Annotated in this window: 18 protein-coding genes; 4 read left to right on the forward strand and 14 right to left on the reverse strand. The window is 72.5% G+C overall.

All coding sequences use genetic code 11. From position 1 onward, the window contains the following. Positions 1-253 precede the first annotated feature (253 nt). From OG534_RS16555 to bldG, 5 genes are all read right to left on the reverse strand, one after another. Positions 254-1,768 (reverse strand): DUF7059 domain-containing protein, encoded by a 1,515-nt coding sequence (locus OG534_RS16555; RefSeq protein WP_326588825.1) that lies wholly within the window; start codon positions 1,766-1,768, stop codon positions 254-256. A gap of 143 nt (positions 1,769-1,911) precedes the next feature. Next, entirely contained in the window at positions 1,912-2,478 is a 567-nt protein-coding gene (locus tag OG534_RS16560) for a small secreted protein (RefSeq protein ID WP_326588826.1), read from the reverse strand. Positions 2,479-2,640: 162 nt separating this feature from the next. After that, positions 2,641-5,043: a sodium-translocating pyrophosphatase gene (locus OG534_RS16565; protein ID WP_326588827.1), complete on the reverse strand. Its 2,403-nt coding sequence runs from the start codon at positions 5,041-5,043 to the stop codon at positions 2,641-2,643. Between the two features lie 257 nt (positions 5,044-5,300). Continuing rightward, the gene (locus OG534_RS16570; protein WP_326588828.1) at positions 5,301-5,741 is read right to left on the reverse strand and encodes an ATP-binding protein; all 441 of its coding nucleotides are present in this window, start codon (positions 5,739-5,741) and stop codon (positions 5,301-5,303) included. A gap of 122 nt (positions 5,742-5,863) precedes the next feature. Further along, positions 5,864-6,205, reverse strand: coding sequence for an anti-sigma factor antagonist BldG (gene bldG / locus OG534_RS16575; protein ID WP_008743037.1), 342 nt, complete (start codon positions 6,203-6,205; stop codon positions 5,864-5,866). 81 nt (positions 6,206-6,286) lie between these two features. Here bldG and OG534_RS16580 point away from each other — a divergent pair, with 81 nt between their 5' ends. Next, positions 6,287-8,758 (forward strand): DEAD/DEAH box helicase, encoded by a 2,472-nt coding sequence (locus OG534_RS16580; RefSeq protein WP_326588829.1) that lies wholly within the window; start codon positions 6,287-6,289, stop codon positions 8,756-8,758. Positions 8,759-8,910: 152 nt separating this feature from the next. Here the strand turns inward: OG534_RS16580 and OG534_RS16585 are convergent, their stop codons facing one another. The 7 genes from OG534_RS16585 to ssd form a co-directional block, all read right to left on the reverse strand. Then, positions 8,911-9,276, reverse strand: coding sequence for an Rv3654c family TadE-like protein (locus OG534_RS16585; protein ID WP_326588830.1), 366 nt, complete (start codon positions 9,274-9,276; stop codon positions 8,911-8,913). Continuing rightward, the gene (locus OG534_RS16590) at positions 9,273-9,659 is read right to left on the reverse strand and encodes a TadE family type IV pilus minor pilin (protein WP_326588831.1); all 387 of its coding nucleotides are present in this window, start codon (positions 9,657-9,659) and stop codon (positions 9,273-9,275) included. Before OG534_RS16590 ends, OG534_RS16585 begins: the two co-directional genes overlap by 4 nt. Then, complete coding sequence (locus OG534_RS16595; RefSeq protein ID WP_309136814.1) at positions 9,646-9,783, reverse strand: DUF4244 domain-containing protein; 138 nt, start codon at positions 9,781-9,783, stop codon at positions 9,646-9,648. Before OG534_RS16595 ends, OG534_RS16590 begins: the two co-directional genes overlap by 14 nt. Positions 9,784-9,893: 110 nt before the next feature. After that, positions 9,894-10,667 (reverse strand): type II secretion system F family protein, encoded by a 774-nt coding sequence (locus OG534_RS16600; RefSeq protein ID WP_326588832.1) that lies wholly within the window; start codon positions 10,665-10,667, stop codon positions 9,894-9,896. Then, positions 10,667-11,551, reverse strand: a complete 885-nt coding sequence (locus OG534_RS16605) for a type II secretion system F family protein (protein ID WP_326588833.1) — start codon at positions 11,549-11,551, stop codon at positions 10,667-10,669. Before OG534_RS16605 ends, OG534_RS16600 begins: the two co-directional genes overlap by 1 nt. Further along, a complete protein-coding gene (locus OG534_RS16610) occupies positions 11,548-12,696 on the reverse strand; it encodes a TadA family conjugal transfer-associated ATPase (RefSeq protein ID WP_326588834.1) in 1,149 nt (382 codons plus the stop codon). Before OG534_RS16610 ends, OG534_RS16605 begins: the two co-directional genes overlap by 4 nt. Beyond that, positions 12,693-13,868, reverse strand: a complete 1,176-nt coding sequence (gene ssd, locus OG534_RS16615) for a septum site-determining protein Ssd (protein ID WP_326593666.1) — start codon at positions 13,866-13,868, stop codon at positions 12,693-12,695. The genes OG534_RS16610 and ssd overlap by 4 nt, the downstream gene beginning before the upstream one ends. Before the next feature lie 524 nt (positions 13,869-14,392). On the opposite strand from ssd, the gene OG534_RS16620 reads away from it, so the two are divergent. Next, the gene (locus OG534_RS16620; RefSeq protein ID WP_326593668.1) at positions 14,393-15,265 is read left to right on the forward strand and encodes an HAD family hydrolase; all 873 of its coding nucleotides are present in this window, start codon (positions 14,393-14,395) and stop codon (positions 15,263-15,265) included. Positions 15,266-15,629: 364 nt separating this feature from the next. Here OG534_RS16620 and OG534_RS16625 read toward each other — a convergent pair whose 3' ends face one another. Continuing rightward, positions 15,630-16,451, reverse strand: a complete 822-nt coding sequence (locus OG534_RS16625; RefSeq protein ID WP_326588835.1) for an oxidoreductase — start codon at positions 16,449-16,451, stop codon at positions 15,630-15,632. A 109-nt stretch (positions 16,452-16,560) separates the two neighbouring features. On the opposite strand from OG534_RS16625, the gene OG534_RS16630 reads away from it, so the two are divergent. Next, the gene (locus OG534_RS16630; RefSeq protein ID WP_326588836.1) at positions 16,561-17,619 is read left to right on the forward strand and encodes an ATP-binding protein; all 1,059 of its coding nucleotides are present in this window, start codon (positions 16,561-16,563) and stop codon (positions 17,617-17,619) included. Here OG534_RS16630 and OG534_RS16635 read toward each other — a convergent pair. Continuing rightward, complete coding sequence (locus OG534_RS16635) at positions 17,573-18,877, reverse strand: hypothetical protein (RefSeq protein WP_326588837.1); 1,305 nt, start codon at positions 18,875-18,877, stop codon at positions 17,573-17,575. The genes OG534_RS16630 and OG534_RS16635 overlap by 47 nt on opposite strands. Before the next feature lie 236 nt (positions 18,878-19,113). On the opposite strand from OG534_RS16635, the gene OG534_RS16640 reads away from it, so the two are divergent. After that, entirely contained in the window at positions 19,114-21,597 is a 2,484-nt protein-coding gene (locus OG534_RS16640) for a SulP family inorganic anion transporter (RefSeq protein WP_326588838.1), read from the forward strand. Positions 21,598-21,639: the final 42 nt, after the last annotated feature.

Consider the following 21,639-nt stretch of genomic DNA (forward strand, 5'->3'; position numbering starts at 1 on the left):
TGCGAGCGGTGCTGCCACGACGGGGCGCGCGCCTCCGACCACCGGCGTGCGGCGGCGGGTGCGCGCCCCCGTCAGGCCCGCAGAGCGGCCCCGAGCAGCGGAAACACGGTCGCCGCGAAGATCGCCGCACCGTCTTCCGCGCGCTCTCCCTCACCCCTGGGCCACCCTCAGGATCCCCCCGGATCCCGCTGCGATCGAGACTGGCAGCCCCGGGGAGACGCCGGGCGAACCCCGGGTTACATCCTGGTGCCGGCTACGGCGCGGGGTGCGCCACGGGCTCCAGGAAGCCCTGCTCGACGAGCATCCGGATGGCCTCCGGAGTCCGGTCCCGGAGCACGACCGGGTCCTCCTGCACCAGCTGCGCGATCGCGTCCAGGATCCGGCCCGCACTCAGTGAGCCGTCACACACTCCGGCGAAGCCGGCGCCGACCGTGTCGACCTTGGTCGCGCGCCGCATCCCGCGGTTCTGCCGGAGCACGACGTGCTCCGGGTCCTCCGCGCCGGGCGCGCCGACCTGCTCCTGGACCACTTCCGCGGCCAGCACGAAACGGGCCTCCAGCAGGGCCGCGTCGTCGTGGTCCCGCAGGTAGTCCTGGCGGGCGAAGTGGGCCAGCACGGCCTCACCGAGGGGCTGCTCCACCGAGTGCGGCCACTCCTCGACCACGATCGAGGGCTCGGCCGCGTCCGACCGGCGCAAGGTGATCCACCCGAAGCCGACGGACTTGGTCTTGCGGGCCTCGAACTCGTCCAGCCAGTCCTCGTAGCGCTCCGTGTACTCGGCCGGGTCGGTCCGGTGGTCCCCCGCGTCGCGCAGCCACAGCTCCGCGTACTGCGTCACGTCCTGCACGTCACGCTGCACGATCCAGGCGTCGCAGCCGCGCGGCACCCAGGAGCGGAGCCGGTCGCGCCAGTCCTCGCCCTCCACGTGCTGCCAGTTGCCGAGGAACTGCGCGTACCCGCCGGGGTTGAGCCGCGCGCCCGCCTCCTGCACCAGCGTCCGGCACAGGTCGTCGCCGCCCATGCCGCCGTCCCGGTACGTCAGCCGGGCGCCGGGGGAGATCACGAACGGCGGGTTCGACACGATCAGGTCGTACGTCGCCTCGCCGACCGGCTCGAAGAGCGACCCGGTCAGCAGCTCGGCCTCGGGGGCGCCGGACAGGGCCAGCGTCAGACGGGTGAACTCCAGGGCCCGGGGGTTGACGTCGGTGGCGGTGACCCTGGTGGCGTGCTGCGCGGCGTGCAGCGCCTGGATGCCCGATCCGGTGCCGACGTCGAGGGCCGAGCCGACCGGGGTGCGGACGGTGATCCCGGCCAGCGTGGTCGAGGCACCGCCGACGCCGAGGACGACGCCCTCCTCGCGGGTGCCGATCCCGCCGGCCCCGCCGACGGAGCAGCCGAGGTCGGAGACGATGAACCAGTCCTCGCCGTCCGGGCCGCCGTACGGGCGCACGTCCACCGTGGCGTGCACCTCGTCGCCCTCGCGCCGCAACCAGCCGTCGGCCAGGGCCGCCTCGACCGGCAGCGCGGCGGCGGCGTGCACGTACGGCTCGGGCTGCTGGAGCAGGAACAGCCGGATCAGGCTCGCGAGGTCGCCGTCGCCCGGGCCTCGGGTGGCGCGCAGGGCCGGGACGGTCTCGCTGCGGGCCAGCGCGGCATAGGCGGGGGCGCCGAGCAGGTCGAGCAGCCCGTCGGCGGTGAAACCGGCCTGGAGCAGGGCTTCGCGGAGCTCGGCGGCGCGGTCGGGCGTGGGAAGGCTGGTGGTACTCACGCGTCCATTGTGTCCGCTGGGGCCGGTCCTGCCGATCAGCCCGGGCCCAGAAGTGCCGAAGGGCGGCCGCGGTCCCTTCCGGAACCCCGGCCGCCCTGCTCGGCACACCGCACCGAGCGCCGCCCGCGAAGGGGCGGACCGCGCTACTTGTCCGAGGCCGACATCGTCGCGACCTGGCAGCCCTTCTGGCTGTTGATCGCCTTGTCCAGGCCGCCCGCGTTGAGCTGCTGGAGCGCGTCCTGGCCGCCCTTCGTCGCGTCCTTGAGGCCGCCCGCGACCTGCTTGAGGCCGTCGGCGAACTTCGCCTTGTCCTGGGCGTCGAGGGCGTCCATCATCGCCTTCAGGTCGGCGTAGCCCTTGGAGGTCGCCTCGAAGCCCTTGGCCGCCGCCTCCTGGGTCGCCGTGCCGTTCTTGACCGGTGGAGCGCCCACCGACTGCAGGACGGCCGCCATCGCCTTGTACGACTCGGTCATGGTCCCGAACGCCGCCGAGTCCGTCTTCTGGACCTCGTCGGACTTGCTGCTCTCGGAGGCCACGCGCTTGATCTCGGCGTTGGCGGTCTCGATCTTCTTGAGTTCGGGCTGCCACTGGTCGCAGACCTTCTTGGCCCAGGCGTTGGCCTTCTCTTGGCCGTCGTCTCCGCCACAGCCGGACAGGACGAGCATCAGCACCGCACCGCCCGACAAGGCGGCCGCAAGCTTCTTGTTCACCGGATTGGTCCCTTCGAAGGCTCTCGGCCCGGAAGATACACGGCCGCCCCGCGGGGACGCACAAACGCGGACAGACGGCGCGGGAGTCCGCGCCGCCTGTCCGCCGTTCGGGCGTACCGCCGGCCCTGCCCGGCCCCGCCCGTCCTTCTGCCGGACCCCGGGTCAGGAAACCGTCGCGGGATCGGCCGACTGGGCCACCCGCTCGGCGGCTCCACCTTCGGTCTCGTCGCCGACGGCGATGCCGCGGCGCTTGGAGATGTAGACCGCGCCGACGATGACGCCGATCGCGAGGACCGCGACGACGGCCCGTACGGTCGGGTTGGCGTCCGCGCCGTAGCTGAACTGCACGACGGCGGGTGCGATCAGCAGTGCCACCAGGTTCATGACCTTGAGCAGCGGGTTGATCGCGGGACCGGCGGTGTCCTTGAACGGGTCGCCGATCGTGTCGCCGATCACGACCGCGGCGTGGGCCTCACTGCCCTTGCCGCCGTGGTGGCCGTCCTCGACGAGCTTCTTTGCGTTGTCCCACGCGCCGCCGGAGTTGGCGAGGAAGACCGCCATCAGCGTGCCCGTGCCGATGGCGCCGGCGAGGAACGAGCCGAGCGCGCCCACGCCGAGGGAGAAGCCCACGGCGATCGGGGTGAGGACGGCGAGCAGGCCGGGCGTGGCGAGCTCGCGCAGCGCGTCCTTGGTGCAGATGTCGACGACGCGCCCGTACTCGGGCTTCTCGGTGTAGTCCATGATCCCGGGGTGCTCGCGGAACTGGCGGCGCACCTCGTAGACGACGGCGCCCGCGGAGCGGGAGACGGCGTTGATGGCGAGGCCGGAGAACAGGAACACGACCGCCGCGCCCAGGATCAGCCCGACGAGGTTGTTGGGCTGTGCGATGTCCAGGCTGAGGTTCATCTCCCCGGCCTTGGCGCCGACTTCCTTGACCGCGGTGGCGATCGCGTCGTTGTACGAGCCGAAGAGCGCGGCCGCGGCGAGCACGGCCGTGGCGATCGCGATGCCCTTGGTGATGGCCTTGGTGGTGTTGCCGACGGCGTCCAGGTCGGTCAGGACCTGCGCACCGGCGCCCTCGACGTCGCCGGACATCTCGGCGATGCCCTGGGCGTTGTCGGAGACGGGCCCGAAGGTGTCCATGGCGACGATGACGCCGACGGTGGTGAGCAGGCCGGTGCCGGCCAGGGCCACCGCGAAGAGCGCGAGCAGGATCGACGTGCCGCCGAGCAGGAACGCCCCGTACACGCCGAGGCCGATGAGGAGCGCCGTGTAGACGGCGGACTCCAGGCCGACGGAGATGCCGGCGAGGACGACGGTGGCCGCGCCGGTCAGGGAGGACTTGCCGATGTCCCGGACGGGACGGCGGTTGGTCTCGGTGAAGTACCCGGTCAGCTGCTGGATCAGGGCCGCGAGCACGATGCCGATGGCGACGGCGACGACGGCCAGGACGCGCGGGTCACCGGAGTGGTTGGTGATCGCGGCGTTCTCGACCCCGACCAGCTCCTTGTAGGTGGCCGGCAGGTAGGCGTAGACGGCGATCGCGACCAGCACCAGGGAGATCACGGCGGAGATGAAGAAGCCGCGGTTGATGGCGGTCATGCCGCTGCGGTCGGACCGGCGCGGGGAGACCGCGAAGATGCCGATCATCGCGGTGACGACGCCGATCGCGGGCACGATCAGCGGGAAGGCGAGGCCCAGGTCGCCGAAGGCGGCCTTGCCGAGGATGAGTGCGGCCACCAGGGTGACGGCGTAGGACTCGAAGAGGTCGGCCGCCATTCCGGCGCAGTCTCCGACGTTGTCGCCCACGTTGTCGGCGATGGTCGCGGCATTGCGCGGGTCGTCCTCCGGAATGCCCTGCTCGACCTTGCCGACCAGGTCGGCGCCGACGTCGGCGGCCTTGGTGAAGATCCCGCCGCCCACGCGCATGAACATCGCGATCAGGGCGGCTCCGAGGCCGAAGCCCTCCAGGACCTTGGGGGCGTCGGCGGCGTAGACCAGGACGACGCAGGAGGCGCCGAAGAGGCCGAGGCCGACGGTGAACATGCCGACCACGCCGCCCGTGCGGAAGGCGATCTTCATCGCCTTGTGGGAGACCTCGGTCAGGTCCTTGGCGGGCTCCCCCTCGGCCGGTGTGGCCTCGCGGGCGGCGGCGGCGACGCGCACGTTGGCGCGGACCGCGAGGCGCATGCCGATGTAACCGGTGGCAGCCGAGAAGAGGGCGCCGACGAGGAAGAAGGCGGAACGTCCCGCCCGCTGGCTCCAGTCGTCGGCGGGGAGCAGGAAGAGCAGGAAGAAGACCACGACGGCGAAGACGCCGAGGGTGCGCAGCTGTCGGCCGAGGTAGGCGTTGGCGCCTTCCTGGACGGCTGCGGCGATCTCCTTCATGCTGTCGGTTCCCTCGTCGGCGGCGAGGACCTGGCGGACCAGGATCTGCGCGACGACGAGTGCGGCGAGTGCCACGGCCGCAATGACGATCACGATGAGCCGATTGTCATCGGTGAGTACTGCGGATGCCAGATCAGTGGTGCGATCGGGCGCGAGAGGGGTGAAGAGCCCCGTCATTCGTCCTCCTTGACGTGATGAGCTCAAGATGTGGACGGATTGTAGGGAGCGTTTCCCGATCAAAACAGTGCGCAGGAAACGCAATTGGCGTGCTCCTGCTCCTCAGCAATAGATCGCGCCACTCCAATACCCTCGAAAGCGGTAATGGGGCAAAGGCATTGACGCCTGATCAATGATCTAGAGAAATGAAAAAGGCCCTGCTCAGCAGGGCCTTGATTAAGATCGGACGATACGAAGGATTGTCCGCGCGGTGGATCTTACGGAAGATCAGAGGACCCGGAGACGGGCCAGCTCATCCGGATGGTCCCGCCCGATTCCCCACTGGTCACCTCGACGTCGTCGACGAGCCCGCTGATCACGGCGAGACCCATCTCGTCCTCCGCCTCGACGTCGGCGTCCAGGACCGCGTCCATGCCGGACACGGCGTCGGCCGAGCCGCCGCCCGGTCCGGGGACCTCGTCGCCGACCTCGATGGAGAACACCTTGTCCTCCTCGGTCAGCACCACCCGGACGGGCGCGGTCAGCCCGTTGCTGCGGTGCAGTCCGACGGCACGCGAGCAGGCCTCGCCCACGGCGAGGCGGACCTCGTCGAGGACGGCTTCCTCCACACCGGCCCGGCGCGCCACGGCGGCCGCGACCAGGCGGGCCGTCCGGACGTGTTCGGGCTGGGCGCTGAAGCGCAGTTCAACGGTGGCCATGCGCGTCCCCCTCGGACTACGGGCGTGCCTTGACAGGGGCCCGGGCCAACCGTGGCCCGGTACCCCCGCTCTCCATGTCGGCTCCCGGCCGCCCGGAGGCTGCCGGGGGCCGCCCGGAGCCGTCAGTCGGTGGCGTTGACGGCGTCTTCCACAGTGGTGTGGATCGGGAACACCTTGGTCAGACCGGTGATGCGGAAGATCTTCAGGATGCGCTCCTGATTGCACACCAGGCGCAGCGAACCCTCATGCGCGCGGACGCGCTTGAGGCCTCCCACGAGCACACCAAGTCCGGTGGAGTCGAGGAAGTCCACTCGCTCCATGTCGACAACCAGGTGGTAGCTGCCGTCGTTCACCAACTCGACCAACTGCTCGCGCAGCTTGGGCGCGGTATACACATCAATCTCGCCACCGACCTCCACGACCGTACGGTCGCCGACAGTGCGAGTCGACAGGGACAGGTCCACGGATCCTCCAGCACCTTGCTATCGAGCGGCGCCCCCCAGGGGCCTCCCCACCCGAAGGTAGGCGAGGGATTGGCTGCCGCGATGGCATTCAATCACTTACCGGCAGGCGCGCACGACGCCTTCGGACCATTGTCCCGCACGCCGGTGACACACTCGGTTCCGATGGCCCATACTCACGGTCCCAGTCGGCCCACGCCACCTGCGGACCCTCGACCCACCCCCGGAACGGTCCTGGACCGCCTGTCACGGGGGCCTTCGCGTGCTTCGCGCATCACCCATACGGAGCACTTGCCCCCTCGGGCGGGTCGTCATGCAGTCTGGCCCGACCGCATCCGAACAGATGTCGTGGCCGCCATCCAGTCGGCCGGAATCGGCCATCCGTGGGAACACCAGGCCGCGGCCGCCGAGCACGCGCTCGACGGCAGGTCCGTGGTCGTCGCCACCGGCACGGCCTCGGGCAAGTCCCTGGCCTACCTGGCGCCCGTGCTCTCGGCCCTCGCGGACGGCGCCGAGGCCCCGAACGGCCGGGGCGCGACCGCCCTGTACCTGGCCCCCACCAAGGCCCTGGCGGCCGACCAGCGGCGCGCCGTACGGGAACTGGCCGCCCCGCTGGGCAACGCCGTCCGCCCCGCGGTCTACGACGGGGACACGCCCGTCGAGGAACGCGAATGGGTGCGCCAGTACGCGAACTACGTCCTGACCAACCCCGACATGCTGCACCGCGGGATCCTCCCGGCCCACCCGCGCTGGTCCTCCTTCCTGCGGGCCCTGCGCTACGTCGTGATCGACGAGTGCCACACCTACCGCGGGGTATTCGGCTCCCACGTGGCCCAGGTGCTGCGCCGACTGCGGCGGCTGTGCGCCCGCTACGGCTCCGAGCCGGTCTTCCTGCTGGCCTCCGCCACCGCCGGCGAGCCGGCGGCCGCCGCCACCCGGCTGACCGGCGTACGGGTGATCGAGATCACCGACGACGCCTCACCGCGCGGCGAGGTGGTCTTCGCCCTGTGGGAGCCGCCGCTGCTCACCGAACTGCGGGGCGAGAAGGGCGCGCCCGTACGCCGTACGGCCACCGCGGAGACCGCCGACCTGCTGACCGACCTGGTCGTCCAGGGCGTCCGTACGGTCGCCTTCGTACGCTCCCGGCGCGGCGCCGAACTGATCTCCGTAATCGCCCGGGAACGGCTCGCCGAGGTGGACCGCTCCCTGGTCCGGCGCGTCGCCGCCTACCGGGGCGGCTACCTCCCCGAGGAGCGCCGGGCCCTGGAGCGGGCCCTGCACTCCGGCGAGCTGCTGGGACTGGCCGCCACGACCGCCCTGGAGCTCGGTGTGGACGTCTCCGGCCTGGACGCCGTCCTGATCACCGGCTACCCGGGCACGCGGGCCTCCCTGTGGCAGCAGGCGGGCCGGGCGGGGCGCTCGGGCCAGGGCGCCCTGGCCGTGCTGATCGCCCGGGACGACCCGCTGGACACCTACCTCGTCCACCACCCCGAGGCGCTGTTCCAGCAGCCCGTGGAGGCCACCGTCCTGGACCCGGACAACCCGTACGTCCTGGCCCCCCACCTGTGCGCGGCAGCGTCGGAGCTGCCGCTGACGGAGGCGGACCTGGAACTCTTCGGCCCGGCGACCAAGGACCTCCTGCCCCAGCTCGAAGCGGCGAAGCTGCTGCGCCGCCGGGCCACCGCCTGGCACTGGACCCGCCGTGAGCGGGCGTCGGACCTGACCGAGATCCGCGGCGGCGGCGGCCGCCCGGTGCAGATCGTCGAGGCCGCGACCGGCCGGCTGCTGGGCACGGTCGACGAGTCGGCGGCCCACACCGCCGTCCACGAGGGGGCGGTCCACCTCCACCAGGGCCGCACGTATCTCGTGAAGCACCTGGATCTGGAGGATTCCGCGGCCCTCGTGGAGGAGGCGAACCCGCCCTTCTCCACCACGGCCCGTGACACCACCTCCATCTCCGTCCTGGAGACCGAGACCGAGATCCCGTGGGGCTCGGCCCGGCTCTGCTTCGGCTCCGTCGAGGTCACCAACCAGGTCGTCTCCTACCTGCGCCGCAAGCTGATCACCGGCGAGGTCCTGGGCGAGACCAAGCTGGACCTGCCGCCCCGCACCCTGCGCACCCGGGCCGTGTGGTGGACGGTGACCGAGGACCAGCTCGACGAGGCCCGGATCAACCCGGAGATCCTCGGCGGCGCCCTGCACGCCGCCGAACACGCCTCCATCGGCATGCTCCCGCTGTTCGCCACCTGCGACCGCTGGGACATCGGCGGCGTCTCCGTGCCGCTGCATCCCGACACCCTCCTCCCCACGGTCTTCGTCTACGACGGCCACCCCGGCGGCGCCGGCTTCGCGGAACGCGCCTTCCACACGGCCCGCGCCTGGCTGACGGCGACCCGCGACGCGATCGCCGCCTGCGAGTGCGAGGCCGGGTGCCCTTCCTGCATCCAGTCCCCCAAATGCGGCAACGGCAACGACCCCCTGCACAAGCGCGGCGCCCTCCGCCTCCTCACCCGCCTCCTCGCCGAATCACCACCGCCCCCACCCGTCACCCCCTGACACGAACCCTCCGCTCCGCTCCCCTCACCGAGCCCGACCCGGCCCGCGGCCTTTGCACCCCACCAGGGCCTGGACGGGGCCGTGACCCGCGCCGTGGCCCAGGCCGGGCCTTTCCCCCTGGCATGGGCCCTGGCGGGGCCTATGCGAGCGCCTCAGCCCGTGCCCGAGCCCGAGCCCTCAGGCGGCGGCGGCCGGGGTGGGCCCGCTCGGGCCCGGATGGCCGGGGTGAAAGGGCCCGCCGTGACCCGGGCCGTGACCTCGGCGACCTCGCCCCCGACCTGGCATCCGGCGAGCGCCGCGCCCTGTGCCCGGGCCACCCGCAGGGCCGCGGCGCACGCGGTGGGCGGCCCGTGGGCCCAGGTGGCCGCCGCCGCGAGCGCCGCCAGGTCGGCGGCCGCCGCCGCTCTGTGGCGGGCCACGACGGCCTGGCCGAGCAACAGCACACCGCCGAACACCGCACCCAGCACCGTCGCCACCAGCGCCGCCCAGACCGTGGCCGAACCCCGGTCCCGGCTCACGGCGGCGGCCCCACGCTGTCCTCCGCCAGGGCCACCGCCTGCGCCCCGAGCCGCACCGGCAGCCCCCGCGGCCCCGGCGCCGGCGCCGCCACCCGGACCCGCCACAGGTCGCCCACGCGCTCCAGCTCCACCCGCGCCCCCGTCGGCGCGGCCTCCCGGGCCGCCGCCACCGCCACCTCCGCCGGCTCCGACCTGGACGCCGCCCGGGCGCCGGCCCGGGCCGCGTCCACACACCGGATCTGCGCGGCCGCCGCCATCAGCGCCCACACCAGGAGCGCCGCGAACAGCACCAGCGCCGGGATCACCAGTGCGGCCTCGGCCGTCACATATCCCCGGTCCGCTCTTGCGCGGACTTCCCGGGAGTTCCCCTCAGAACGGCACATCGAGCGCCTTCCCGATGGTCGACTGGAGGGCCGTGGCGACGACTTCACTCGTCACCACCTTGTAGAGAACGGCCGCGAAAGCGCAGGCCGCGATCGTGCCCATGGCGTATTCGGATGTGGACATCCCCGCATCGCCCCGGCGACCGCTCAGCGACGTCCGCACACGAAACCAGATGATCCTCATGACAACCCCCTGTTGGATTTCCGTTGTTGATGTTTGCGGTCCATGCGACTTCAGGTGTTCGAGAGAAGTCCCGAGGCCATACCGATCACCACCGGAGCGACCCCGATCGCGAGAAATGCGGGGAGGAAACAGAGCCCGACCGGGGCGGTGACGAGGACCGCCGCCCGCTGCGCCCCGGCTCCCGCCCGGCGGGCCCGCTCCTCCCGGAGCCCCGACGCGAGCCGGGATACCGGCTGAGCCGCGGGAGCCCCGGTCCGGGCAGCCCGTTCCAGGCATTCCGCGAGCGTCCGGGCACCCGGTATCTCCGCCAACCTCCCCCACCCGGCGCCCGGTTCGCCACCGAGCCGCAGCTCCGCCCCGGCCCTCGCCAGCCGCTCGCCCACCGGGCCGTCCAGCGACTCCCCGACCACCTCCGCGGCCTCCACCGGACCGGCCCCGGCCGCCAGGCACGCCGCCAACAGATCGGCTGCGAACGGCAGCTGACGCTCCGCCTCCCGCTGATCCTCCGCGGCCGGCGGCCGCTCCCTGGCCTGCCAGCGCCGCACCCCGAGCGCGGCCAGGCCGCCGACCGCCGCACCCGCCACCCCGCCGACGAGCACCCAGCCCGCCAGCAGCGCCCCGGCCGGCGCCGCCCAGGCCGCCGCCACACCCCGTATCCGGGATCCGAGCACCGGCCCGCGCGGGCCCGGCGGTGCCCCCAGCAGGGTCGCGGCCCGGCGCCGGGCCGCCCGCGCCCTGATCTGCGCCGTCACCACCGATGCCGCCCACAGCGCCACCACCGCGAGGCACAGGACGATCCCCAGCCTGTGGACGACGACGCCCATCACCGCTCCCCCGCCCGGACGATGTACCGGCACCACAGCAGTCCCAGCGCTTCCAGCACCCCGCCCGCCACCAGGCAGCCCCAGCCCATCGGGGTGTGCAGCAGCACCCGCAGCGGATCCGCACCCAGCCCGGTGCCGATCAACAGGCCCACCAGCGGCAGCAGGGCGAGCACCACGACCGTGGACCGCGCCCCCGCCAACTGGGCCCGCAGCGACTCCTGCCGGTCCCGCTCGGCCCGCAGGGCCCCCTCCAGCCGCTCCAGCCCGGCGGCCAGTCCCGCACCGCCGTCCACCGACACCCGCCAGCAGGCCGCCATCCCGGCCAGACCCTCCGCACCGGGCTCCCGCGCCGCCTGCCGCAGCGCCCCGGGCACGTCCCCGCCGAACGCCGCGGCGGCCAGCACCCCCGCCTCCGCCGGACCCGGCCCGCCGGGGCCCGCGGCCGTCCGCCGCATCGCCGCCGTCAGCGCCTGTCCGGGCTGCGCTCCCGCACGCAACTCGCCCACCACCGCCCCGCACAGGGCCACCACCTCGGCGGCCCTGGCCGCCCTGGCCCGCTCCCTGGCCCGCACCCGGAGCCACCGCCGCACCAGCGGCACCGCGGCCGCTCCCGCGAGCAGGGGGATCACCGACGCTCCGAGCACCGCGACCACGAGCCCGGCTCCGAGACAGGCCCACTCCCGCCACCGCGCCGCCCGCACCCGTACGGCGATCAGCAGCCGCTCCCGGCGCACCGGCCCGCCCGGCACCACCGCGCCGCCCGACGCGAGCACCACCCGGGCCCGTCGGGACACCCAGTCGCCCCCGGCGAGCCCCCAGGCGGCCGCCCCGGCGCAGAGCATCCCGGCGAACACCGGCACCTGCAGCCCCGCCCCGGCGCTCATCGGGCACCTCGCAGCAGCGGACGGAGCCGTTCCCAGCCCCGCTCCCGTACGAAGCCCCGCGCGGACCAGCGCAGCGCCGGCACGGTGACCACCAGCCCGGCGGCGTCCCGCTCCAGCACGTGCACCTCGGCCAGCCGGCGCCGCCCCTCCCGCTCCCGGACCAGGTGGAGCACCAGGGTCAGCGCGGCGGCCAACTGGCTGTGCAAGGCTGCCCGGTCGAGCCCGGCGGCCGTCCCGAGCGCCTCCAGCCGCGCCGGGACATGGGCGGCAGCGTTGGCGTGGACCGTGCCGCAGCCCCCTTCGTGCCCGGTGTTCAGCGCGGCGAGCAGGTCCGCCACCTCAGCGCCCCGCACCTCGCCGACCACCAGCCGGTCGGGCCGCATGCGCAGCGCCTGCCGGACCAGGTCGGCCAGCGTGACCAGGCCCGCCCCCTCCTGATTGGCGGGCCGGGTCTCCAGCCGCACCACATGGGGATGGTCGGGGCGCAGCTCGGCCGAATCCTCGGCCAGCACGATCCGCTCGCCCGGGCCGACCAGCCCCAACAGGGCGCTGAGCAGGGTGGTCTTACCCGTGCCCGTGCCACCGGAGACGAGGAACGAGAGCCGGGCCTCGACCATGTCCCGGAGCAGCCGGTGCCCGCCGGGCGGCAGTGTCCCCGCCGCGACGAGCTCCTCCAGGGTGAACGCCCTCGGGCGCACCACCCGCAGCGACAGGCAGGCCGAGCCGACCGAGACGGGAGGCAGCACGGCATGCAGCCGGGTGCCGTCCGGCATCCGGGCGTCCACCCAGGGCCGTGCGTCGTCGAGGCGCCGTCCCGCGACGGCGGCCAGCCGCTGGGCGAGCCTGCGCACCGCCTCGGCGTCGGCGAAGGTCACCCCGGTCAGCTCCAGCCCGCCACCGCGGTCCACCCACACCCGGTCGGGAGCCGCCACCAGCACATCGGTGACCTCCGGATCGGCGAGCAGCGCCTCCAGCGGGCCCGCGCCGACCAGCTCGGACCGCAACTCGGCCGCGACACCGAGAACTTCGGCATCCCCCAGCAGCCTGCCCTGGGCCCGCAGGGCCGCCGCCACCCGCGCCGGGGTCGGTTCCGCCCCGCTTTCGGCGAGCCGCCGGCGCACCGCGTCCAGGAGTACCGCGCTCATGCCGGCACCCCCTGGGCGGAGCCGAGCGCCCGCTGCCAGAAGCCGTCGCAGAAGCGGGCCAGCGCGCCCCGCCCCTGCGCCCCCGGCGGTTCGCCCTCGGCCACCCGCCCCGGGAGCCCCACCTCGACCGGTACCTCCCCGGCCAGCGGCGCGCCCAGCAGTCCGGCCACGGCCTCCGCGTCGAGACCGCCCGGGCAGCGGCCCCGTACGACGACGCGCACGTCCCGGGCCGCCATCCGCACCCCGGCGGCCACCCGGCCCGCGGCGGCCACGGCCCGCAGCTCGCCGGGCACCACCATCAGCACCAGGTCGAGCTGGGCGAGCACCTCGGCCACGGCTTCGTCCACCCTCCGCGGGAGGTCGACCACCACGACCCCGCCGCGGCGGCGCGCGGCGGCCACCACGGACCGCATCGCGGCGGGCGGCACCACCACCCGGTCCCCGCGGTCCCAGCTGAGCACGCGCAGGGCGTGCAGCTCGGGCAGGGACTCCTCCAGCGCTCCGGCGCCGACCCTGCCCCGCGAGCCCGCGAAGTCCGGCCAGCGCAGCCCTTCGGCGCTCTCACCGCCGAGCATTACGTCCATGCCGCCGCCGAGCGGATCGCCGTCGATGAGGATGGTCCGCTCCCCGGCACGGGCGGCCCGGACGGCGAGGGCGCACGCGAGGGTGGAGGCTCCGGCCCCGCCGCTGCCGCCGATCACCCCGACGGTGAGGGCGGGCCGGCCGGCTCCTTCCACGACGTCGGCGATGCGGTCGACGAGCAGGCTCTCGGCGTCGGGGAGCCGCAGCACCTCCTCGGCGCCGATCTCCAGCGCCCGCTGCCACACGAGGGGGTCGTCCAGGTCCCGGCCGACGAGGAACACCCCGTCCCGGCGGGGCGCACCTCGCACGCGCCGGGCGGCGTCGTCCCCGACCAGCACGAGCGGCGCGGCTTCCCATCCAACGCCTCCCGCACCCCCGCCACTTGTGCCTTCGACACCCGCCGCGCCGCTTCCGGCGAGGCCGCCGTCCTCCTCCGCGCCGGCCCCGCCCTGCCCGGGCACCGCATGGTGCACGTGCGGCTCGGCGCCCGCGGCTGCGCACAGCCTCAACAGGTCGTCGAGCAGCACAGGGTCCTCGGTGATGATCAGCGGCCGCCCGCCGCCGGGTAGAAACCCGGCCACGGGCCCGATGCCCGCCCCGGCCCCCGTCTCCCTTCCGACCACGGACTCCGGCGTTTCATACGACTTCGATCGAGCCACGATCTCCGCCCCCTTCTCACTGCAAATCCAGCACCGCGGACTTCGCGGCTGGAATCACCGTGCAGCGATCAGGAAAAAGGAGTGGATCTTGCTCGATAACTGTGGACAACCCATCGATTGTGAATAACCCGGTCACCCTCACAGGTGAGTTCCGGAGCGCGGCGGAACCACTACGCACCGTCACGAGCCTGATGGGGTGAGGGCCTTCGCCGCGTCGGCCCCACGCAAGAGGAAGGGCCGGAGGGATGGTCACTTGGGGCCGAAGGCAGGGACGCGAACCGCGTCCGGACATGCGACGACCCCCGCCGGGGGGGAGAGCGGGGGTCGTCCCCACGGTCCGACTCGGGGGGGGAGGAGCCAGACCGGGTTAGCACGGTCGCGAACGATCCGTGACTTCCATGGTGTACCCGAGAGCCTTCTCAGGCAAACCCACGCGCCACACCTTACGCCGAATGATGGACGCATATGCTCGGGGCGTGGAAAATCAGCCCTTGCCGCACTCCTCGCCTCGCACGGCAGCCTTCTTCGACCTGGACAAGACGGTCATTGCGAAGTCGAGCACCTTGACGTTCAGCAAGTCCTTCTACCAAGGCGGCCTGATCAACCGGCGAGCCGTGTTGCGCACCGCGTACACGCAGTTCATCTTCCTGGCCGGCGGCGCCGACCACGATCAGATGGAACGGATGCGGGAGTACCTGTCCGCCCTCTGCAAGGGGTGGAACGTGCAGCAGGTGCGGGAGATCGTCGCGGAGACCCTGCACGACCTCATCGACCCGATCATCTACGACGAGGCAGCGTCGCTGATCGAAGCCCATCACATGGCCGGCCGCGACGTGGTGATCGTGTCGACCTCGGGCGCCGAGGTGGTCGAGCCGATCGGCGAGATGCTCGGTGCGGACCGGGTCGTCGCCACGCGCATGGTCGTGGGCGAAGACGGCTGCTTCACCGGCGAGATCGAGTACTACGCCTACGGCCCCACCAAGGCGGAGGCCGTGCGCGAGCTCGCGGAGTCCGAGGGGTACGACCTCGCCCGGTGCTACGCCTACAGCGACTCGGCCACCGACGTCCCGATGCTGGAAGCCGTCGGACACCCGCACGCCGTCAATCCCGACCGCGCGCTGCGCCGGGAGGCGGTGGCGCGCGAGTGGCCGGTCCTGGTCTTCAGCCGGCCGGTGCGGCTGAAGCAGCGGCTGCCCGGGCTGTCGATGCCGGCGCGGCCGGCGCTGGTCGCCGCGGCCGCCGTCGGTGCGGCAGCCGCCACGGCAGGTCTGGTCTGGTACGCAAGTCGGCGCCGGGCTCACGCACTGGCCGCCGCCTCGTCTTCCTGAATGTCCTGACCTGCAACGATACGGGATGCCCGGTTCACCCCTACTCATCCCGGAAAGTAAAAAGTGGAGCAAGGGGTTTCGCATAGCTCCCAAGCGGAGTACAAATAAAGCAACGGCCCGCGAGACCAAAGAACATCCGAGAGGATCATCTTTAAAACGCAGTAAGGCCCACGGACCGAAGCATGAACGCCGAGCACCCACGCGACGTCGACCCGTCGATTACGGGCCAGCCGCACCAGGTAACGGGCAAAGACCCCGACCTGATGGGCAATTTTCGAGGACGCTTGGTAACTGGGCGTAAATGCCAGCGGCGACACCAAAGCAGTACGGTGTCGCCGCAACCCATGTCCGGGGTGGAGCGGGCTCAGGCAGCGCCGCGCTGCAGGGCCTCGCAGACCGCCGTCGACTCGCGCACACCGAGCTCGATCGCCCGGCCGCAGTGGGCGATCCAGGCGGCCACCCCCTCCGGAGTGCCGGAGACGTAGCCCTCGAAGGCGGCCAGGTACGCCTCGCGCCCCTGCTCCGCGTGGCCGACCTCCGCCGGGCAGATCGCCTTCGGGTCCAGACCGCTGTTGATCAGGACGATGCGCTCGGACGCCCGCGCGACCAGCCCGTTGTACGAGGCGAACGGACGCAGGGCCAGCAGTTCGCCGTGCACCACCGCCGCCGTGATCAGGGCCGGGGCGGAGCCGCCCGCGATGATCAGGCGGGACAGGCCGTCCAGCCGGCCGGCGACCTCCTCCGCGCTCGGCAGCGGCAGATCCACCAGGGGCTCCACGACCGGCTCGCCCGCCAGGCGGGGGCGGCCCACCACGTCGCCCTCCGCCGTCGACCCCGACGCCACGAGGTGGAGCCGAGCCAGGACCCGCAGCGGCGACTGGCGCCAGATGCTCAGCAGCTGGCCGGCTTCCGCCGTGAGCCGCAGGGCGGCGCCCACCGTCAGCGCCTCCGGCTCCGACCCGAAGTCGGTCCGGCGGCGCACCTCCTCCAGCGCCCAGTCCGCACCGGACAGCGCCGCGCTCCCGCGGGCCCCGCGCAGAGCGGCCTCCGAGGTGATCTCGCCGCTGCGGCGACGCATCACCCGGTGCCCGTAGACCCGGTCCACGGCCTTGCGTACGGAATCCACGGACTCGGCGACACCCGGCAGCCCTGCCAGTGCGGCCAACGGGTCAGAAGCGCTACTCATAAGTAGGGAGCCTACGCACTGCGCACCCATAGCACCGACCCCTCCTTGGAGTGGTCTTCTTCACTCACCTTGACAACACCGTGCTACTAACCCACTACGCTTGGTGAACATGAAGATCGCTTTCGTGGGAAAGGGCGGCAGCGGCAAGACGACGCTGTCCTCCCTCTTCATCCGCCACCTCGCCGCCAATGAAGCCCCCGTCGTCGCGGTGGACGCCGACATCAACCAGCACCTGGGCACGGCGCTCGGACTCGGCGAGGACGAGGCCGCCGAACTGCCCGCCCTGGGCGCGCACCTGCCCCTGATCAAGGAGTACCTGCGGGGCTCCAACCCGCGCATCGCGTCCGCCGACACGATGATCAAGACCACCCCGCCCGGCCGGGGCTCGCGCCTGCTGCGGGTCACCGAGGGCAACCCGGTGTACGAGGCCTGCGCGCGCACGCTCCTGCTCGACGGGGAGCCCGTACGGCTCATGGCCACCGGGCCGTTCACCGAGGCCGACCTGGGCGTGGCCTGCTACCACTCCAAGGTGGGAGCGGTCGAGCTCTGCCTCAACCACCTGGTCGACGGACCGGACGAGTACGTGGTCGTCGACATGACGGCCGGCTCCGACTCCTTCGCCTCGGGCATGTTCACCCGCTTCGACATGACCTTCCTGGTCGCCGAACCGACCCGCAAGGGCGTCTCCGTCTACCGCCAGTACAAGGAGTATGCAAGGGACTTCGGGGTCGCGCTCAAGGTCATCGGCAACAAGGTGCAGGGCCCCGAGGACATCGAGTTCCTCCAGGACGAGGTGGGCGAGGACCTGCTGGTCACCGTCGGGCACTCGGACTGGGTACGGGCGATGGAGAAGGGCCGTCCGGCCGCCTTCGAGCTGCTGGAGGCGACCAACCGGTTCGCCCTCCAGGCACTCCAGGACGCCGCCGACGACTCGTACGCGCACCGCGACTGGGGCCGCTACACCGAGCAGATGGTGCGCTTCCACCTCAGGAACGCGGAGAGCTGGGGCAACGCCAAGACCGGGGTCGACCTGGCGGACCAGGTCGACCCCGGTTTCGTCCTGCGCGAGGGCCTCGAAGGCCCGCAGCACCCGGGGGCAGGCGACGGGGACGACGCGCTCGTCAGTCCTCGTCCGCACTCTCATCTGCCGGCTCCGCAGCCGGCGTGACACCTGCGGGGGCGGCCGGCGGCGCCGGCGGCCCCGCGGCCAGGAACTTCGTCCAGCCCTCCTTCGGCGTCTCGCCGACGTCGAGGGTGCGCATCCACTCCAGGGCCTTCGGGTCCTGGGCGTCCAGCCAGTCCACCAGCTCCCGGAACGGCACGCAGCGGACGTCCTTCTGGGTGCACATGCCCTTGATGGACTCCTCGACGGCACGCATGTAGGTGCCGCCGTTCCAGGACTCGAAGTGGTTGCCGATGATCAGCGGCGCGCGGTTGCCCTGGTAGACGCGGTCGAAGGCCTGTCGCAGGCCGTCGCGCATCTGGTCACCCCAGTACGTGTGCTGCGAGGGGTCGCCCTGCGAGGTCGTACCGGACTGGTTGACCATGTAGTTGTAGTCCATGCTCAGGGTGTCGAAGGCGCGGCCCGGCATGGGGACCAGTTGCAGCGGGATGTCCCAGAGACCGTCCGTCTTCTTGGGCCAGATCTGCTTGCTGATGCCGCTGGAGTCGTAGCGGAAGCCCATGCCCTTCGCGGCCAGCATGAAGTTCTTCTGGCCTTCGAGGCACGGGGTGCGGGCGCCGATGAGCTCCTTGTCGTAGTCGAAGGGGAGCGCCTCCATGCTCTTCAGGCCCGCGTTGGTCTTCCAGTTCTTGACGAAGGACTTGGCCTGGTTGATCTCGCTCTTCCACTCGTCCACGGACCAGGTGCCGACGCCGCCGTCGGGCCCGCAGAAGTGCCCGTTGAAGTGGGTGCCGATCTCGTTGCCCTCCAGCCAGGCCGCGCGGACCTGGGTGGCGGTGTCCTTGATCCCCTGAAGGTCGCCGAAGCCGATGTCGGAGCGGCCGGGTGCGTGCTGCGGCGCGGTGTAGAGGGAGCGCTTCTCCTCCGGGAGCAGGTAGACGCCGCTGAGGAAGTACGTCATGCGGGCGTTGTACTTCTTGCCGACGTCACGGAAGTGCGAGAAGAGCTTCTGGCTGTCCTCGCCGGCCCCGTCCCACGAGAACACCACGAACTGCGGCGGCTTTTCACCGGGCTTCAGCTTCTGCGGCTTCTGTACGTTCGGCTGTGGGCCGGTGTACGCGGTCGAGCCGTCGCCGATGGGCCGGTTGACGCTGCCGGGAGCCTCCGCAGCGGCGCCCTTGCGCGCGTTCGGGGCTCCGGGAGCCGCGGACTTGGCGGGTTCCGAGGTGCTGCACCCGGCGACTCCCAGGACCAGCGCCGTGGCGACCAGGCCGCCGGCGATCTTCTTCGTGGCGGCGATCATCCGCCCCACCTCTCCCTCGCAGTTCCATCGCAGGACTTCCGCGCCGCACCGTCCCATGCGGTCTGCCGTGAGGAAGGTATGACAAGCCGGACAAAATGCTTAATCACTCTTGAGTGCTAATTTCTAGTCCATTTGCCCGAATCATCCTCCACTCGGCTTTACTCTCCATTACCGTTCATTTACCGAGTGTTGAGACTCCCGCCGCTTCACCCCTCCCCCCGAGGAGACGGGAACCTATGACAGCCACCTCCCCCACACGCACGACCGGCGAGATCCGCAAGGACCTCCCCGCGGACCTCTCCGCCTCCATCGCCGTCTTCCTGATCGCCCTGCCGCTCTCCCTCGGCATCGCCCTGGCCACCGGCGCCCCGCTCCAGGCGGGCCTGGTCGCCGCGGCGGTCGGCGGGATCGTGGCCGGGCGGCTCGGCGGCGCTCCGCTCCAGGTGAGCGGGCCCGCCGCCGGACTCACCGTGGTCACCGCCGAGTTGATCCAGCACTACGGATGGCGCACCACGTGCGCCATCACCGTGCTCGCCGGCTTCTGCCAGCTCGGCCTCGCCTTCCTGCGCACCGCGCGGTCGGCGCTCATGGTCAGCCCGGCCATCGTGCACGGCATGCTCGCGGGCATCGGCGTGACCATCGCGCTGGCCCAGCTGCACATCGTGCTCGGCGGCACGCCCCAGAGCTCTGCCGTGGCCAACGTCCTCGGCCTGCCGAGCCAGTTGGCCGATCTGCACCCGGTCGCACTCGGCATCAGCGCGCTGACCATGATCGTCCTGCTCGGCTGGCTGCGGCTGCCCGGACGAGTGGGCCGCGCCCTGCGCAAGGTGCCGGCCGCGCTCGCCGCCGTCGCCACAGCCACCGTCTTCGCCGCGCTGGCCGGGCTCAGCCTGCCCCGGGTGGACCTGCCGTCCTGGAGCAGCCACGCCCTGCCCGAGATGCCCGAAGGACCGGTCCTCGGCCTCATCGCCGCCGTACTGACCATCACCCTGGTCGGCAGCGTGGAGTCGCTGCTCTCCGCGGTCGCCACCGACAAGCTGATCGCCTCCGAACGGCGTACGGGCAACCGCCCGCCGCGCGCCGACCTCAACCGGGAACTGCGGGGACAGGGCGCGGCGAACATCGTCTCCGGCTCCCTGGGCGGGCTGCCCATCACGGGCGTGGCCGTCCGCAGCGTGGCGAACGTCAAGTCCGGCGCGGTCAGTCGGAAATCGGCCATGTTGCACGGCCTCTGGGTGCTGCTCGCGGCTGGTCTGCTGGTCCCCGCCCTCGACCTGATCCCGCTGGCCGCGCTGGCCGCCCTGGTGATGGTGGTGGGCGTGCAGATGGTCAGCATCACGCACATGCGCAGCGTCACCCGGCACCGGGAGATCCTGGTCTACGGCACGACCATCGTGGCCGTGGTCCTCGGCGGGGTCCTGGAGGGCGTGGCCATCGGCATCGCGGTGGCCGTCGCCCTGGCCCTGCACCGGCTCGCCCGGACCCGGATCACCGTGGAGCAGCCGGCCGGCGGGGGCCACCGGGTGCGGGTGCGCGGGCAGTTGACCTTCCTCGCGGTGCCCCGGCTGAGCCGGGTGCTGAACCAGATCCCGCACGACGCGCACGCGGTGGTCGAGCTGGACGGCTCGTTCATGGACCACGCGGCCTACGAGACGCTGCACGACTGGCAGGAGTCGCACCTGGCGCACGGGGGCTCCCTGGAGGTCACCGGCCGCTCCGGAGCCTCGGCCCGGATCTCCGATGCCGAAGGGGCCGACGGACCGGACGCGGTCGACGGAACCGACGGGGACCACGGAACCGACGGGGGCCACGCGAGCGACGGGGCCCACGGGAGCGAAGGCACCGGCGGGACCCACCACGCCGGCCGGTCCCGCCGCGGTCCCCAGCGCGGGGGGCACCAGTGCTGCCGGCCCTGGACGCCGTGGCAGAACCACTGCGACCACCGCGCCACAGGTACCCGTACGGCCACCGCCTCGGCCATGGCGGCAGCGGCGGCCACCGATGCGGAGACCTCCGCGGCGCAGCCCCCCTCTCCGGCCCCGCGGCGGCGCGGGGCCGGCCAGCTGGCCAGTGGCATCAGCGCCTTCCAGCGCGATACCGCTCCCCGCGTACGGGACGAGCTGGCCCGGCTGGCCCGCGAGGGGCAGCGGCCCTCCCAGCTCTTCCTCACCTGCGCGGACTCCCGCCTGGTGACCAGCATGATCACAGCCAGCGGCCCGGGCGACCTGTTCACCGTCCGCAACGTCGGCAACCTGGTCCCGCTGCCCGGCGCCGAGTCCACGGACGACTCCGTCGCGGCGGCCATCGAGTACGCCGTGGACGTACTGCAGGTGGACAGCATCACGGTGTGCGGGCACTCGGGCTGCGGGGCCATGCAGGCCCTGCTCAGCTCCGCGCCCGGGGTGCCGATGACCCCGCTGCGCCGCTGGCTGCGGCACGGGCTGCCCAGCCTGGAGCGGATGGCCAGCCGTCACCACGCCTGGGCCCGGATCTCGGGCCGGCTCCCGGCGGACGCGGTGGAGCAGCTGTGCCTGACCAATGTGGTCCAGCAGCTGGAGCACCTGCGGGCCCACGAATCGGTGGCCCGGCGGCTCGCCGACGGCACCCTGGAGCTGCACGGGATGTACTTCCACGTGGGCGAGGCCCAGGCGTACCTGCTGTCCGAGGGTGAGGACTTCTTCGACTGCCGGGTTTTCGACAGCGTGGGCCAGCACGCCTGAACCACGTCGCGATGAACCGATAGCCTCCCCTTTCCGTGCAAT

Origin of the sequence: Streptomyces sp. NBC_01294 (assembly GCF_035917235.1) — a bacterium.
In the GTDB taxonomy this organism is placed as follows: Bacteria; Actinomycetota; Actinomycetes; order Streptomycetales; family Streptomycetaceae; genus Streptomyces; species Streptomyces caledonius.

Bases quoted from the DNA above. Each gene is read 5' to 3' on its own strand.
- OG534_RS16565 (WP_326588827.1), bottom strand. From the start codon at position 5,043: ATGACGGGGCTCTTCACCCCTCTCGCGCCCGATCGCACCACTGATCTG.
- OG534_RS16570 (WP_326588828.1), bottom strand. From the start codon at position 5,741: ATGGCCACCGTTGAACTGCGCTTCAGCGCCCAGCCCGAACACGTCCGG.
- OG534_RS16580 (WP_326588829.1), top strand. From the start codon at position 6,287: ATGGCATTCAATCACTTACCGGCAGGCGCGCACGACGCCTTCGGACCA.
- OG534_RS16590 (WP_326588831.1), bottom strand. From the start codon at position 9,659: ATGTGCCGTTCTGAGGGGAACTCCCGGGAAGTCCGCGCAAGAGCGGAC.
- OG534_RS16595 (WP_309136814.1), bottom strand. From the start codon at position 9,783: ATGTCCACATCCGAATACGCCATGGGCACGATCGCGGCCTGCGCTTTC.
- OG534_RS16600 (WP_326588832.1), bottom strand. From the start codon at position 10,667: ATGGGCGTCGTCGTCCACAGGCTGGGGATCGTCCTGTGCCTCGCGGTG.
- OG534_RS16605 (WP_326588833.1), bottom strand. From the start codon at position 11,551: ATGAGCGCCGGGGCGGGGCTGCAGGTGCCGGTGTTCGCCGGGATGCTC.
- OG534_RS16610 (WP_326588834.1), bottom strand. From the start codon at position 12,696: ATGAGCGCGGTACTCCTGGACGCGGTGCGCCGGCGGCTCGCCGAAAGC.
- OG534_RS16620 (WP_326593668.1), top strand. From the start codon at position 14,393: ATGGACGCATATGCTCGGGGCGTGGAAAATCAGCCCTTGCCGCACTCC.
- OG534_RS16625 (WP_326588835.1), bottom strand. From the start codon at position 16,451: ATGAGTAGCGCTTCTGACCCGTTGGCCGCACTGGCAGGGCTGCCGGGT.
- OG534_RS16630 (WP_326588836.1), top strand. From the start codon at position 16,561: ATGAAGATCGCTTTCGTGGGAAAGGGCGGCAGCGGCAAGACGACGCTG.
- OG534_RS16635 (WP_326588837.1), bottom strand. From the start codon at position 18,877: ATGATCGCCGCCACGAAGAAGATCGCCGGCGGCCTGGTCGCCACGGCG.
- OG534_RS16640 (WP_326588838.1), top strand. From the start codon at position 19,114: ATGACAGCCACCTCCCCCACACGCACGACCGGCGAGATCCGCAAGGAC.